The 12,133-nt window shown below is 71.9% G+C and carries 14 protein-coding genes; 1 reads left to right on the forward strand and 13 read right to left on the reverse strand.

What is annotated here, in order from left to right; translation table 11 throughout:
• Nucleotides 1-10: 10 nt before the first annotated feature.
• From K6U06_RS20480 to K6U06_RS20505, 6 genes are all read right to left on the reverse strand, one after another.
• The gene (locus tag K6U06_RS20480; RefSeq protein ID WP_262323836.1) at nucleotides 11-178 is read right to left on the reverse strand and encodes a hypothetical protein; all 168 of its coding nucleotides are present in this window, start codon (nucleotides 176-178) and stop codon (nucleotides 11-13) included.
• A 77-nt stretch (nucleotides 179-255) separates the two neighbouring features.
• A complete protein-coding gene (locus K6U06_RS20485) occupies nucleotides 256-1,302 on the reverse strand; it encodes an aromatic ring-hydroxylating dioxygenase subunit alpha (protein WP_262323837.1) in 1,047 nt (348 codons plus the stop codon).
• Nucleotides 1,302-2,600, reverse strand: coding sequence for a 4-hydroxybenzoate 3-monooxygenase (locus tag K6U06_RS20490; RefSeq protein WP_262323838.1), 1,299 nt, complete (start codon nucleotides 2,598-2,600; stop codon nucleotides 1,302-1,304). Before K6U06_RS20490 ends, K6U06_RS20485 begins: the two co-directional genes overlap by 1 nt.
• Nucleotides 2,597-3,250: a 3-oxoacid CoA-transferase subunit B gene (locus K6U06_RS20495; RefSeq protein WP_262323839.1), complete on the reverse strand. Its 654-nt coding sequence runs from the start codon at nucleotides 3,248-3,250 to the stop codon at nucleotides 2,597-2,599. The genes K6U06_RS20490 and K6U06_RS20495 overlap by 4 nt, the downstream gene beginning before the upstream one ends.
• Nucleotides 3,247-3,936 carry a 3-oxoacid CoA-transferase subunit A gene (locus K6U06_RS20500; RefSeq protein ID WP_262323840.1) on the reverse strand — a complete coding sequence of 230 codons (690 nt, stop codon included), beginning with the start codon at nucleotides 3,934-3,936 and terminating at the stop codon, nucleotides 3,247-3,249. Before K6U06_RS20500 ends, K6U06_RS20495 begins: the two co-directional genes overlap by 4 nt.
• Nucleotides 3,933-5,117, reverse strand: a complete 1,185-nt coding sequence (locus K6U06_RS20505; RefSeq protein WP_262323841.1) for a thiolase family protein — start codon at nucleotides 5,115-5,117, stop codon at nucleotides 3,933-3,935. Before K6U06_RS20505 ends, K6U06_RS20500 begins: the two co-directional genes overlap by 4 nt.
• A gap of 91 nt (nucleotides 5,118-5,208) precedes the next feature.
• Here K6U06_RS20505 and K6U06_RS20510 point away from each other — a divergent pair, with 91 nt between their 5' ends.
• Nucleotides 5,209-6,087, forward strand: coding sequence for a LysR family transcriptional regulator (locus K6U06_RS20510; RefSeq protein ID WP_262323842.1), 879 nt, complete (start codon nucleotides 5,209-5,211; stop codon nucleotides 6,085-6,087).
• 1 nt (nucleotide 6,088) lies between these two features.
• On the opposite strand, the gene pcaC is transcribed toward K6U06_RS20510, so the two are convergent.
• The 7 genes from pcaC to K6U06_RS20545 all read right to left on the reverse strand — a co-directional run bounded on the left by pcaC (nucleotide 6,089) and on the right by K6U06_RS20545 (nucleotide 12,129).
• Entirely contained in the window at nucleotides 6,089-7,303 is a 1,215-nt protein-coding gene (gene pcaC, locus K6U06_RS20515; RefSeq protein ID WP_262323843.1) for a 4-carboxymuconolactone decarboxylase, read from the reverse strand.
• A complete protein-coding gene (locus tag K6U06_RS20520) occupies nucleotides 7,300-8,514 on the reverse strand; it encodes a lyase family protein (protein WP_262323844.1) in 1,215 nt (404 codons plus the stop codon). Before K6U06_RS20520 ends, pcaC begins: the two co-directional genes overlap by 4 nt.
• On the reverse strand, nucleotides 8,511-9,077 hold the full coding sequence (pcaG, locus tag K6U06_RS20525; protein ID WP_262323845.1) for a protocatechuate 3,4-dioxygenase subunit alpha: 567 nt from the start codon (nucleotides 9,075-9,077) through the stop codon (nucleotides 8,511-8,513). The genes K6U06_RS20520 and pcaG overlap by 4 nt, the downstream gene beginning before the upstream one ends.
• Nucleotides 9,074-9,808: a protocatechuate 3,4-dioxygenase subunit beta gene (gene pcaH / locus K6U06_RS20530; RefSeq protein WP_410051112.1), complete on the reverse strand. Its 735-nt coding sequence runs from the start codon at nucleotides 9,806-9,808 to the stop codon at nucleotides 9,074-9,076. The genes pcaG and pcaH overlap by 4 nt, the downstream gene beginning before the upstream one ends.
• Nucleotides 9,809-9,872: 64 nt before the next feature.
• Complete coding sequence (tcuB, locus tag K6U06_RS20535; protein ID WP_262323847.1) at nucleotides 9,873-10,997, reverse strand: tricarballylate utilization 4Fe-4S protein TcuB; 1,125 nt, start codon at nucleotides 10,995-10,997, stop codon at nucleotides 9,873-9,875.
• Between the two features lie 120 nt (nucleotides 10,998-11,117).
• The gene (locus K6U06_RS20540) at nucleotides 11,118-11,759 is read right to left on the reverse strand and encodes an MBL fold metallo-hydrolase (protein WP_262323848.1); all 642 of its coding nucleotides are present in this window, start codon (nucleotides 11,757-11,759) and stop codon (nucleotides 11,118-11,120) included.
• A gap of 34 nt (nucleotides 11,760-11,793) precedes the next feature.
• The gene (locus K6U06_RS20545; RefSeq protein WP_262323849.1) at nucleotides 11,794-12,129 is read right to left on the reverse strand and encodes an ArsR/SmtB family transcription factor; all 336 of its coding nucleotides are present in this window, start codon (nucleotides 12,127-12,129) and stop codon (nucleotides 11,794-11,796) included.
• Nucleotides 12,130-12,133: the final 4 nt, after the last annotated feature.

Here is a 12,133-nt window from a genome sequence, read left to right on the forward strand (position 1 = left end):
GCCGCGACCGTCAGACCCGAGCTCGTTCGGGAATCTGGCGCGCCAGCACTACGGTGACCGCGCCGAGCAGGGTGCCGGTGATGCGGCGCTGCCAGGCGACCCAGCGCGGCCGAGCCTGAAGCAGGGCGGAGATCGACCCGGCCACGACGATGATGATCGAGTTCACGAGCATGCTCACCGCAGCACCATGACCAGCGCAGTCAGGGCCATCCCGGCGGCGGCCGCTTCGCCTATCACCACGGCGAGACCTTCAAGTCAGGGGGTGACGGTGGGGTCGTCGACCCCGAGGCGGGCGAGCATGCGCCGCCCGGCCAGGCCGCCGGTGTCGATCTTGATGGACACCTCCCGCCGGTGGCCCGGATGGCGCTGCAGGGACAGTTCCAAAGCGTTGAGGGCGGTCACGTCTTGGAGCACGACCGTGCGGTTGGCGTCGGCGAGAAACGTCGACACCCCCTCGTCGTCGAGGGCGAAGTCCCGGGCGACGGCCCAGAAGTCGTGGGTGCTGTGCTCGGTCTCGGGGGTGATGGCGTAGACGATCTCCACGTGGTAGCCGTCGGGGTCGGATCCGTCGGGGCCCGGCAGCGCCCCGGTCGGCGCCACCCGGCTGTGCAACGTGTACAGGCACGGCGGGAAGTATTCGATGTCCTGCCACCGCACGATCCGCCCGGACAACCCGGTGCTCTTGGCGTAGAAGGGCGGGCACGCCGCGTCGGCCATGCGGCGGCTGATGCGCAGCACGCCGTCGTCGCCGGGTTCGGTGGAGATGGGGGTTTCGGCCACCTCGGGGGTCCCGATGTGCCCGCCGTGCAGGTAGGTCTCGTGGGACAAGTCGAGCAGGTTGTCGATGAGCAGGCCGGCCCTGGCGGCCAGGGGCTCCAACCCCTGCACGACCGTCCAACCCGGCTCGGCCAGCCACGGGGCCCGCGGCGGTGCGCTGCGCTCGGCGCCGGCGGGGTCACCGATCCACACCCACACCAGGCCGTCGCGTTCGGTGACCGGGTAGGCGGTCAGGCGGGCCGCGCTCGGGATGCGGGTCTGGCCGGGTACCGCTACGCAAGCCCCGTCGGCGGCGTAGGTGAAGCCGTGGTAGCCGCAGACGATCTGGCCGTCGACCAGCCGGCTCGGTGCCTCGCAGAGCGGGAAACCCCGGTGGGCGCACAGCCCCGACAGGGCGGTCACCGGACCGTCACCGCTCCGGTACAACACGAGCGGTTCCCCGCATATCGTGCGGGCCAGGAGACCGTCACCGATCTCGCCGGCGAACGCCGCCACGTACCACTGATTGTCAGCGAACCACCCCATCAGCCTTCCCTCCCCGCGGTACTGCCGTCACCATGGGAACTTACCCGGGACCCCGGTGTTGCACCATGGCGGGTGGTGTCGGGCCAGCCGGTGTATCCCTCGGCCAGGTACGTCTTGCCGGCCTCGGAGGCCACGAGCGTCGACAGCTCGCCCAAGTGGCGCTGCTCGTCGAACGCGGCGGCGCCCGGAACCTGGTGCAGCATGGTGGTCATCCAATACGAGAAGTGCTGCGCCTTCCATACCCGCGCCAGCGCCCGTTCGGAGTAGGTGGACAAGGCCTCGGTGTCACCCTTCTTCACCGCCCGTTCCAGGACCTCGGCTAGGACCGCCACGTCGGCCAGGGCCAGGTTGAGGCCTTTGGCGCCGGTCGGGGGGACGGTGTGCCCGGCGTCGCCGGCCAGCAGGAGGCGCCCGTGGCGCAGGGGGGCCTGCACGTAGCTACGGAACGGGAGCACGGAGCGCTCGATGATCGGTCCTTCCCGGAGGGAGAACCCGTCGTGGCCGGCCAGGCGGGATTGGAGGGCGTCCCATATCCGGGCGTCGGACCACTCCTCGGGGCGCTCCGCGGGGTCGCACTGGAAGTACATCCGCTGCAGACGGTCGGTGCGCTGGCTGATCAGGGCGAAACCGAGGTCCGAGCGGGTGTAGATCAGCTCCGGTGAACTCTTCGGGGCTTCGCACAGGATGCCGAACCAGGCGAAGGGGTACTCGCGGAAGAACTGCTGACGGTCTGCGACCAGCGCCCGGCAGATGCTGTGCGAGCCATCCGCGCCGACCACGATGCCCGCGCTGAGCACGTGGCGGGCGCCTTCTGCGTCGGTGTAGGAGACCGTCGGCTGGTGCAGCACGTCTTCGACGCGGACATCGCGCACGCCGAAGCGGACGTCCCCGCCGTCGCGGTCGCGGGCCTCGGCCAGGTCCTTGAACACGTCGGTCTGGGGGTACAGCCACACCGACGCGCCGGTGAGCGCCTCGAAGTCGATGTGGTGGCTCACGCCGCCGAAACGCAGGTAGATCCCGCGGTGCTGGTCGCCGTCGCGGAGGACCCGGTCGCTGGCGCCGCTGTCCACCAGCAGGCGGACGCTGTCGCGCTCGAGGATGCCGGCGCGATGCGTGGTCTCGATCTGGTGCCGGCTGCGGATGTCGACGGCCACGCTGTCCACGCCGGCGATGTGCAGCAGGTGCGACAGCATCAGCCCGGCCGGGCCGGCACCGACGATGGCCACCTGGGTGGAGGTGGCGGTGGCGAAGCGCCCGGCCGGGTCCACCGGCGCGCCGTCGGGTCGTTCCTGCGTCACTGCGCCAGCACCAGTTGGAGACGCTCGGAGAGGGCGGCGACGGTGGTCCCGTAGGTCTCCACCGCCTGCACCTGACCCTGGTCGAGGGCGAACACGGCGTGGTCGGTGTACACCCTGGTGACGCAACCCAGCCCGGTGAGGGGATAGGTGCACGCCGGGACCAGCTTGGGGGTGCCGTCTTTGGCGAAGAGGGTCATGATGACGTAGACGTTGCGGGCGCCGGCGGCCAGGTCCATGGCGCCGCCGACGGCCGGGATGGCGTCGGGTTCGCCGGTGTGCCAGTTGGCCAGGTCCCCGCCGGCAGACACCTGGAACGCGCCCAGCACGCAGATGTCGAGGTGACCGCCGCGCATCATCGCGAAGCTGTCGGCTTGGTGGAAGTAGCTGGCTCCGGGTGTCTCGGTGACGGGCATCTTGCCGGCGTTGGTCAGGTCGGGGTCGATCTCGTCGGGCAGAGCGGCACGGCCCATACCCAACATGCCGTTCTCGGTGTGCAAGGTGATACCGGCGCCGGGGTCCAGGTAGTCGGCGACGGCGGTCGGCTGTCCGATACCGAGGTTGACGTAGGACCCGGCCGGGATGTCCCTGGCGACGCGGGCGGGGATCTCGTTGCGTTCCAAGGGTCCGCGGCCGAGATGCTCGACGGTCACGACGCCACCCCCGCCGCCGGCTCGGGGACCGCCACGACGCGGTCCACGAAGATCCCGGGGGTGACGACGCACTCGGGGTCGATGGCGCCGGCGGGCACTACCTCGGTCACCTCGGCGATGGTGACCGAGGCCGCGGTGGCCATCACCGGCCCGAAGTTGCGGGCGGTCTTGCGGTACACCAGGTTCCCGGCGGTATCGGCCCGGAACGCCTTGATCAGCGCTGCGTCACCGCGGATCGGGTATTCCAGCACGTAGTCCCGACCGTCGATGGACCGCGTTTCCTTGCCCTCGGCCAGGACCGTACCGACCCCGGTCGGGCAGAAGAACGCTCCGATGCCGGCCCCCGCGGCCCGCATCCTTTCGGCCAGGTTGCCCTGGGGTACCAGCTCCAACTCGATCTTCCCCGCCCGGTACAAGCCGTCGAAGACCCACGAGTCCGCCTGGCGGGGGTACGAGCAGATGATCTTGCGTACCTGGCCCGCCGCCAGGAGCGCGGCCAGACCCTCGTCGCCGTTGCCGGCGTTGTTGCTCACCACGGTCAAGTCGCCGGCCCCTGACCGGCGGAGGGCGTCGATCAGCTCTACCGGCTGCCCGGCGGCACCGAAACCGCCGATGAGCACCGTCGCCCCGTCGCTGATCCCCGCCACCGCGGCATCGGCGTCGACCGCGATCACCACCTTGCTCACGCGGCCACGTTTTCCAGCACCATGGCCAGCCCCTGACCCACCCCGATGCAGATCGCGGCCACCCCCCAGCGCTGCTTGTCGCGGCGCAGGACCGAGGCCAGGGTGCCCAGGATCCGGGTGCCCGACGCCCCCAGCGGATGGCCGATGGCGATCGCCCCGCCGCGGGTGTTCACCACCGCCGGGTCGACCTTCCAGTGGTCCACGCAGACCAGGGACTGGACGGCGAACGCCTCGTTGAGCTCTACCGCTCCCACGTCGGCCCAGGTGATGCCGGCCCGGGCGAGCGCCAGGTTGGCGGCCTCGACGGGGGCGTAACCGAAGTCCTGCGGGTCCAGCGCGAACGCCCCGCGGCCGGCGATGCGGGCGATCGGATCCCGACCGATGGTCGAGGATGCTCCCTCCGAGGCGATCAGCGCCGCGGAGGCGCCGTCGCTCAGCGGCGACGCGTTGCCGGCGGTGATCGTCCCCCCGTCGCGAAAGGCAGGCCGCAGCTTGGCCAGCGACTCCGGGCGACTGTCGGGGCGGATGCCTTCGTCCCGGGCCAAAGCGACGCCCTCCACCCCGACCACCTGGTCGTCGTAGAACCCGCTGCTCCACGCCGCGTCGGCCAGCTGGTGGGAGCGGGCGGCGAAGCGGTCCTGGCGATCCCGGGGTACATCGAACTTCTCGGCCAGCATCTCGTTGGCCTCACCCAGGCTGACCGTCCATTCCCGGGGCATCCGGTCGTTGACGAGACGCCAGCCCAGCGTCGTCGACACCGCCGTCGTGTCACCGGCCGGGAACGCCCGTCCCGGCTTGGGGAGCACCCACGGCGCCCGGGTCATCGACTCCACCCCACCGGCGATCACGACCGAGGCGTCACCGGTCTCGACCATGCGCGCCGCGCCCATCGCCGCGTCCAGGCTGGAACCGCACAACCGGTTGACCGTCGAGCCCGGCACCGAGGTGGGCAGCCCGGCCAGCAGCACGGCCATCCGTCCCACGTTGCGGTTGTCTTCCCCCGCCCCGTTTGCCAATCCCAGGGTCACCTCGTCCACCGCGGCGGGGTCCAGGCGAGGGGATCGCTCCATGACGGCCCGGACCACCGCGGCGGCCAGATCGTCGGGGCGGACGCCGGCCAACGCGCCACCAAAGCGGCCGAACGGGGTGCGCACGGCGTCGTAGACGAAAGCTTCAGGCATCAGTGTCTCTCCGAGTTCTTACCCGCAAGTGTGCCCACCCGCAGGCCATATGTCCAACATCTAGAAGCTTCCGTTTGCATACGCTGTGAGTATGACCCTGCGCCGTCTCGAGTACTTCGTGGCGGTAGCCGACGAGGGTTCGTTCACCGGGGCGGCGCGGGCGCTGCACATGGCCCAACCCCCTCTGTCCACCCAGGTGAGGGCGCTCGAGAAGGAGCTAGGGCTGGACCTGTTCGACCGCGACCGGCGCCGGGCGACGCTGACCGCGGCCGGCCAGGCGCTGCTCCCCGAAGCGCGCGCCCTCCTCGAGCGCTACCGGCTGCTCCCCCAACTGGCCCGCCGGGCCGCTACCGGCGAGACCGGTCGGCTGACCATCGGCATCATCCCCTCGGCCGCCAACGGCGCCCTGCCGCTGGTCCTGCGCGGGTTGCAGCAGCGCCACCCGGGCCTCGAGCTGGCGCTGGTCGAGGACCGTCCCGACGACCTGATGCGCCGGCTCGACACCGGGCAGCTGGACGTGGTCTTGCACTACTCGCCTCCCGAGCCACCCCATTACCTCGGTCGGGTCCTGGCGGAGGACCGGCTCGTGGTGGCCCTCCCCTCCGGTCATCCCCTCACCGCCCGGTCCAACGTCTCTCTCGCCGCTCTGAACGGCGAGCCGCTGATCCTTCCCCGGCGCCACGGCGGGGAGGGCCTCTACGAGCGGATCACCCGGTTGCTGGCCGATCACGGCGTCCGGCCGAGCGTCACCCAGGGCGACATCTGGCTGTTGCAGACCATCATCGGGCTGGTCGCGGCGGGCGCGGGCGTGGCCATCGTCCCTGAGACCGTCGCCAGGTCCCGCTCGGGTGACGTGGAGTACCGGCCTGTCACCGAGACCATCCCGGCGCTGCCGCTCGTCGCCGTCTGGCGGGCCGACTCTCATCTACCGACCGTTCAGCGCTTCGTCGACGAGTGGGGCGACTGGTGAGTCAGGCGCCGTGGTCGATCTCGTCGAAGACCCGTTGCGCCACCCGGAAGGCGGCGTTGGCGTCGGGGACGCCGCAGTAGATGGCGGATTGGATCAGCACCTCCTTGATCTCGTCGCGGGTCAAGCCGTTGGTCAGGCCGCCCCGGATGTGCATGGCCAGCTCCTCGTGGTGGCCCCGGGCGATGAGAGCGGTGATGGTGATCATCGACCGGCTGCGGCGGTCCAGGCCGGGCCGGGTCCACACTCCCCCCCACGCGTACTGGGTTATGAAGCGCTGGAAGTCCCCGGTGAGCTCGGTCGTTGCGGCCACCGCCCGGTCCACCCACGCGTCGCCGGCGACGGCACGCCGGACGGCCATCCCCGCCGCCTCCACCCCGGCCACGGTCCGTTCCCGCCCGTCGCCGGCGGTCGCTTCGGGGCGCGTGGCGCGCACCGCGGCGGCGACCGCCTCGGGCGCCTCGATGGGAGCCAGGTGGCCGACCCCTTCGAGCACGCGGAGGCGGGCGCCGGGCACGCCCCGGGCGATCTCCTCGAGGCCCGACACCGGCGTCGCCTGGTCCTCGGTTCCGGCGATCACCGTCAGCGGCGTATCGATGCGGCCCAGCCCGGCGCGGACATCGAAGGCGGCCAGCGCCTCGCAGGCCAGGGCGTAGCTCTCGGCGTCGGCGTGGCGGAGGGCGTCGAGCAGGCGGGCCCCGGCCTCCGGTCGGCGCTCCAGGAAACCGGGACCGAACCACCGCCGGGACGACGCTTCGACCACCGCCCAGGTGCCCTGCGCCCGGACCGTCGCCGCCCGGTCGTGCCACCCCTCCGGGGTGCCGATCCGGGCGCCGGTACAGGCCAGGGTGGCGGCCGCGACCCGCTCCCCGTGGGCCAACAGCAGGGCCAACCCCACCGCAGCACCGATCGAGTCCCCCGCGTAGTAGAAGGCCGGTCCGGTCAGGTCGGCGGCTACCCGCTGGGCGCCAGCGCGGGCGTCGACGGCGGCGATCACCCCCTCGGCGAGGTCCTCGACGCGAAACGCTGCGGTGGTCGCCGGACCCTGCCCGTGGCCGGGCAGCTCCCAGCCGACGACCTCGAAGTCGTCCGCCAACAGCGCCGCGCACGCGCCCCACAGGGCGGCGCAGGAGGTCCCGAGGGACGGGCCGACCACCAGCAGCGGCCGGCCCGGTACGGCGGCGGTGAGGGGCACCATGGTGAGGGGGAGGGCGGTCATCGGTGGGCGGCCCACTCCCGGGCCCGCTGCAGCGCCGCGGTGACCAGGGCGTCGTCGTCGCCATGCGCCCACCCGCCACGCTGCCCGGTCAGCCCGGCGAGGGAACGGTATTCGCTCGAGACGTCGTCGCGGTGCGCGTCGAGGGTGGCTGACATCCGCTCGGCGCCGACGTGCAGCCCGGCGAGCAGCTCGCTGGTCTGGCTGGCCGCGGTGAGGGTGTGGCGGGCCAGCAGCGCCAGCGGCTGCCACTCGACGTGCCACGCCCCCGCCGGTCGCTCGTCGCCGGCATCCGCCGCGGCGAGCTGCAGCAGCGACAGGTACGCGGGAGCGCTGAGCGCGGCCCGCCTGATGAGGACCGAGAGCACCGGGTTGGTCTTCTGCGGCATGGCGGAAGACCCGCCCCGGCCCACCGCAAAAGGCTCTGCGAGCTCGCCGATCTCGGGTCGCGACAGCGTCAGCACGTCGTTGGCGATCCGGCCCCACGCCGCGCTGCAGCCGGTCAGCGCCGCGCCGAGACGGGTCACCGGCGCCCGGTCGGTGTGCCACGGCCCCCGTTCGAGGAGGCCCAGCGCGGCCGCGGCGCACGCGGCCACCGACGCGGGATCGCCGCCGAGGGCGGTGACACCCGATCGGTTGCCGGCCGCGCCACCGAACTGCGCCGGGAACGACAGCGACCCCAGGTCGTCGGCGGCGTCGAGCACCCCCTGCAACCAGGCCGCGGCCTTGGCGCCGAAGGTGATCGGCACCGCCGGCTGGGTCAAGGTGCGCCCCACCATCTCGGTGCTGCGGTGCCGGTCCGCCAAAGCCGCCAGCGCCTCAACTTGGCGACCGATCTCGGCCAGTACGTCGCGCTGTAGCCGCTTGGCCAGCAGCATGACCGCCGAGTCGACCACGTCCTGGCTGGTCAGGCCCCGATGCAGCCACCGGGCGGCGGGCGCGTCGCGCTCCCCGACCTCCTCGCGCAGCCACGAGACGAACGCCACCGCCGGGTTGCCGCCGGCTTCGGCCGCGGCGGACAGGGCCGCCAGGTCCGTCCCGCCGATCGGCTGGCCGCCGACGGACCGGGTGGCGTCGAGCGACGACGGGGCCACCCCGGTCTGGACCAGGGCCGCCAGCCACGCCGTCTCGACCTCGAGCATCGCGGAGACGAACGCGGCATCCCCGAACGTGGGGCCGGCCCGCTCGTCGCCCGGCCAGAGCAGGCCGCTCAACCGGGGTGGCCGGGACGGTGCTGCAAGAAGACCGTCTCGCGGTCGCCTTGGAGGACCACGTCGAAGCGGTACCCGTCCGGGCCGGGGCGGGCGATGAGCGTCGATCGCCGCCCGTCGGGCAACGACGACAGGAGACGATCGCCGGCCAGCGCATCGGGATCGTCGGGCAGGTAAACCCGGGTCAGCAACCGATCCAGGAGGCCGCGGGCGACGACCGCGACGGCGAACCAGGCGGGGCCGCCCGCCACCGCCGGCGCCGGCCGGAGGGTGGTGAAGCTGTAAGCACCGGTCGGGTCGGTGGCGGCCCGCCCCCACCCGGTGAAGCTCCAGCCGTCCCGGCGCAGCGATCCCGGCTCCCGGACGACCGCGCCGGTGGGACCGGCCTGCCACACCTCGACTAGGGCGTCGGGAACCCCCGCGCCGGCGCCGTCGACGACCCGGCCGGCCAGGCGGATGGCCCCGTCCCGGCCCGGAGGAACCAGGGTGTCGCCGCCGGGATAGGGAAGCGCGTACCCGAAGAACGGCCCGACTGTCTGCCCCGGCGTGCCCTCCGGCCCGCTCATCGCCCGGTCCCCTCGAAAACCGTCGGGGCGGGGCCCGACAGCACGATGTCCCATCGGTACCCGGTGCACCACTCTTCCTGCGTCACGTCATGGTCGTAGGCCGCGATCAGCCGGGCGCGCGCCGCTGGATCGGTCACCGACTGGAGGATCGGATCCAACGGGAACAGCGGATCTCCGGGGAAGTACATCTGGGTCACCAGCCGCTGGGCGAACGCGGTGCCGAACAACGAGAAGTGGATGTGCGCCGGCCGCCACGCGTTCCGGTGGTTGCGCCACGGGTAGGGCCCCGGCTTGACGGTCACGAAACGGTACGAGCCGTCGGGCCCGGTCAGGCACCGCCCGGTACCCGTGAAGTTGGGGTCGAGCGGCGCCGGGTGCTGGTCGCGCTGGTGGATGTACCGGCCGGCCGCGTTGGCCTGCCAGACCTCGACCAGCTGCCCGGCGACGGCCCGACCGCGGCCGTCGAGGACCCTCCCGGTGACGATCATCCGCTCACCCAGGGGTTCACCGCGGTGCTGGATGGTGAGGTCGGCGTCGAGCTCGCCGACGTCCCTCGGACCGAAGACCGGCGACGCCAGCTCGACGCCTTCGGGGTCGAGCACCACCGCGGGGTGGCGGGGATGGCGCAACGCCGAGCTGCGGTACGGCGGGTAGTCCAGCCGGGGCTGCGCACCGGCCGCGCCGTCGAGCGACGCGATCTCGTCGCTTATCTCCCGCTGCGTTGGGATCACCGGGGCCGGGCTGGCGGTGCTCGGCGCATCGCGTTGGTCGCTGCTGGCGCTCACGGCCCCGAATCTACGACGCCGGGACCGCCGCAGCCTGACGGAACTCCAGAGCGTGCTTGTAGATCGCCAGCACCCGGAACACCCAGTGGACGAACTTGGTGTAGGGGAAGATGGAGAAAGTGGCCAGCACGGCAGCCAGGTGAAGCGCCAACAGCGGCCCGAACGCGGCGGTGTGGCGCAGGACCAGCGTGGCCAGGCCGGTGAGGGCCAGCAGCATCAGGTCGAGCAGCATCGCGATGTCCGCCCGACGCATGGTCTCGGTCCCCTGCAGCCGGTCGGCCTTCCGCTTCATCGCCAGGAGACCGACGCAACCGAGGGTGATCATGACCCCTCCGACCGTCCCGGCCACAACCGGCACCGACCACAGCCCGTAGGGCGGCAGGCTACCGAGGAACTGCTCGAGGATGGCCGCCGACGTGGTGGACACGAAGCACAGCCCGAACCCGTAGGAGACCAGGTGGTGGGTCCGCCGCCGGGACGGTGAGGGTTTCCCTTCGACGTAGTCGCAGTCCTGGCCCCCGCCGTGCATGTGGGCCAGGGTGGCCGATTGGCTGACCGCGGCTCCCCACGCCCTCCAGTCGAGGAGGTCGCCGAGCGGCCCGTGGGTGGCGGACCAGTAGCGGCAGGCGGCGGACACCAGCACCCCGAGACCGAACACCACCGGAACCGTCATGAGGACCACGAGCTCGAGATGCGGGACCAGGCCATAGGCGGACGCGCTGCGATTTGAGGACAGCTCCGGCATGTTGCCGGCGCCCGCGGCCAGGCCGAGGACGAACGCCGCGGCCAGGACCGTCAGCGCGATCAGCCGGGCCGGCCGGGGCAGCCGTCCGGTCCACCCGGGCCGCCAGATGAACTCCCGGTAGGTCTCCTCCCGGATCTGGGTGAAGATCTGGGGAGGGTTGAGGTCGAATTCGTGGGGCGCGGTGTACATGCACGCGCTGAAGCAGTCGCGGCAGTCGTGGCACAGGTTACCCAGGTGGAGCATGTCCCCCTTGGTCAGATTGGTGCGCAGCTCTAGCCCCGGCCAAACCGGGCAATACCCCTCGCAATAGCGGCAGGAGTTGCAGACGTTCAGCTGCCGCTCGGCCTCGTCGAAGAGGCCCAGCCCACCGGTCCGGTCACGGGCAGGCATGGCGTGATGCCGCCTCCCCGGCGATGCGTCCCGTCGACCGGCGCCCCGCGGGCGGCTACCGGGGCCCGAAGCTGACGGGCGGGCCCGGCGGGCGCAGCGACGGGGGCGGCGCCCGACGCTTCAGACCGAGAGCGAGTCGCCGGGGGGGAGGATGGTCAACGGCACGCTGCCGAGCATGTCGGGGCCGATGAAACGGGCCATCGACTGCTGGCCCAGCTCGCTCAGCATCAGCTCGTGGATCTGGATCAGCTGCGCCGGCTTGACCGCCCGCACGTAGTCCACCGCGTGGCCCAGCTTGGTCCACGGCCCGCTGGTCGGCAGCAGCAGCGTCGACACTGGAGCCAGCGGTACGTGGTAGGCGTCACCGGGGTGGTACAGCTGCCCGTCCACCAGGTACCCCACGTTGGCGCAGCGGGGAACGTCGGGGTGGATCTCGGCGTGGATGTCCCCGAACACCGCCACGTCGAAGCCCTCCATGCTCAGTCGGTCGCCTTCGGACACGGCCGTGACCTGACCGGCGCGGGCCTCCCAGCGGTTGACCACCGCGCCCGGTCCGTAGACCTTGAGCTCCGGGCGGGCGTCGAGGGCGGCGGCGATGGCCTCCTCGTCGAAGTGGTCGGGATGCTCGTGGGTGATGAGGATCGTGTCGCTCGACGCGATCAGTTCGGTGGCGTTGGGAGTGAACGCGCCCGGGTCGACCAGGAGGTGGCCGGTGCCCTTGTCGAGCGTCACGCAGGCGTGGGCGTGCTTGGTCAGTTCCAAGGAGACATCCTTTCGTCAGGCGACCGCTTCGGTTTCAGCGGGTGTCATTCTGCAGTTCGGCGAGGATGGCCTCTCGGGATTGGAGAAGCGAGGACGTGAGGATGCGCTTCGCTACTTCGAGCAGCTCGAAGACGGCAGGGTCAGCGACCGAGTAGATGACGCTGGCCCCTTCCTTGCGGGTCTGGACCAGGCCGGCGCGTCGCAGCACGGCGAGCTGTTGGGAGAGGTGGGAGGCCTCGATGCCGACCTCGGGCACGAGCTGGCCCACCGTCCTCTCGCCGTCGCGGAGGACCTCGAGGACGCGGATGCGGGCCGGATGGCTGAGGGTCTTGAAGAACTCGGCTTTGACCTGGTGGATCGGGGCAGCCACTGCC

It is taken from the genome of Acidiferrimicrobium sp. IK, assembly GCF_025499425.1.
In the GTDB taxonomy this organism is placed as follows: Bacteria; Actinomycetota; Acidimicrobiia; order Acidimicrobiales; family Palsa-688; genus Acidiferrimicrobium.

Coding starts and splice junctions, on each gene's coding strand:
- K6U06_RS20485 (WP_262323837.1), bottom strand. CDS start 1,302: ATGGGGTGGTTCGCTGACAATCAGTGGTACGTGGCGGCGTTCGCCGGC.
- K6U06_RS20505 (WP_262323841.1), bottom strand. CDS start 5,117: ATGCCTGAAGCTTTCGTCTACGACGCCGTGCGCACCCCGTTCGGCCGC.
- K6U06_RS20510 (WP_262323842.1), top strand. CDS start 5,209: ATGACCCTGCGCCGTCTCGAGTACTTCGTGGCGGTAGCCGACGAGGGT.
- pcaC (WP_262323843.1), bottom strand. CDS start 7,303: ATGACCGCCCTCCCCCTCACCATGGTGCCCCTCACCGCCGCCGTACCG.
- pcaG (WP_262323845.1), bottom strand. CDS start 9,077: ATGAGCGGGCCGGAGGGCACGCCGGGGCAGACAGTCGGGCCGTTCTTC.
- tcuB (WP_262323847.1), bottom strand. CDS start 10,997: ATGCCTGCCCGTGACCGGACCGGTGGGCTGGGCCTCTTCGACGAGGCC.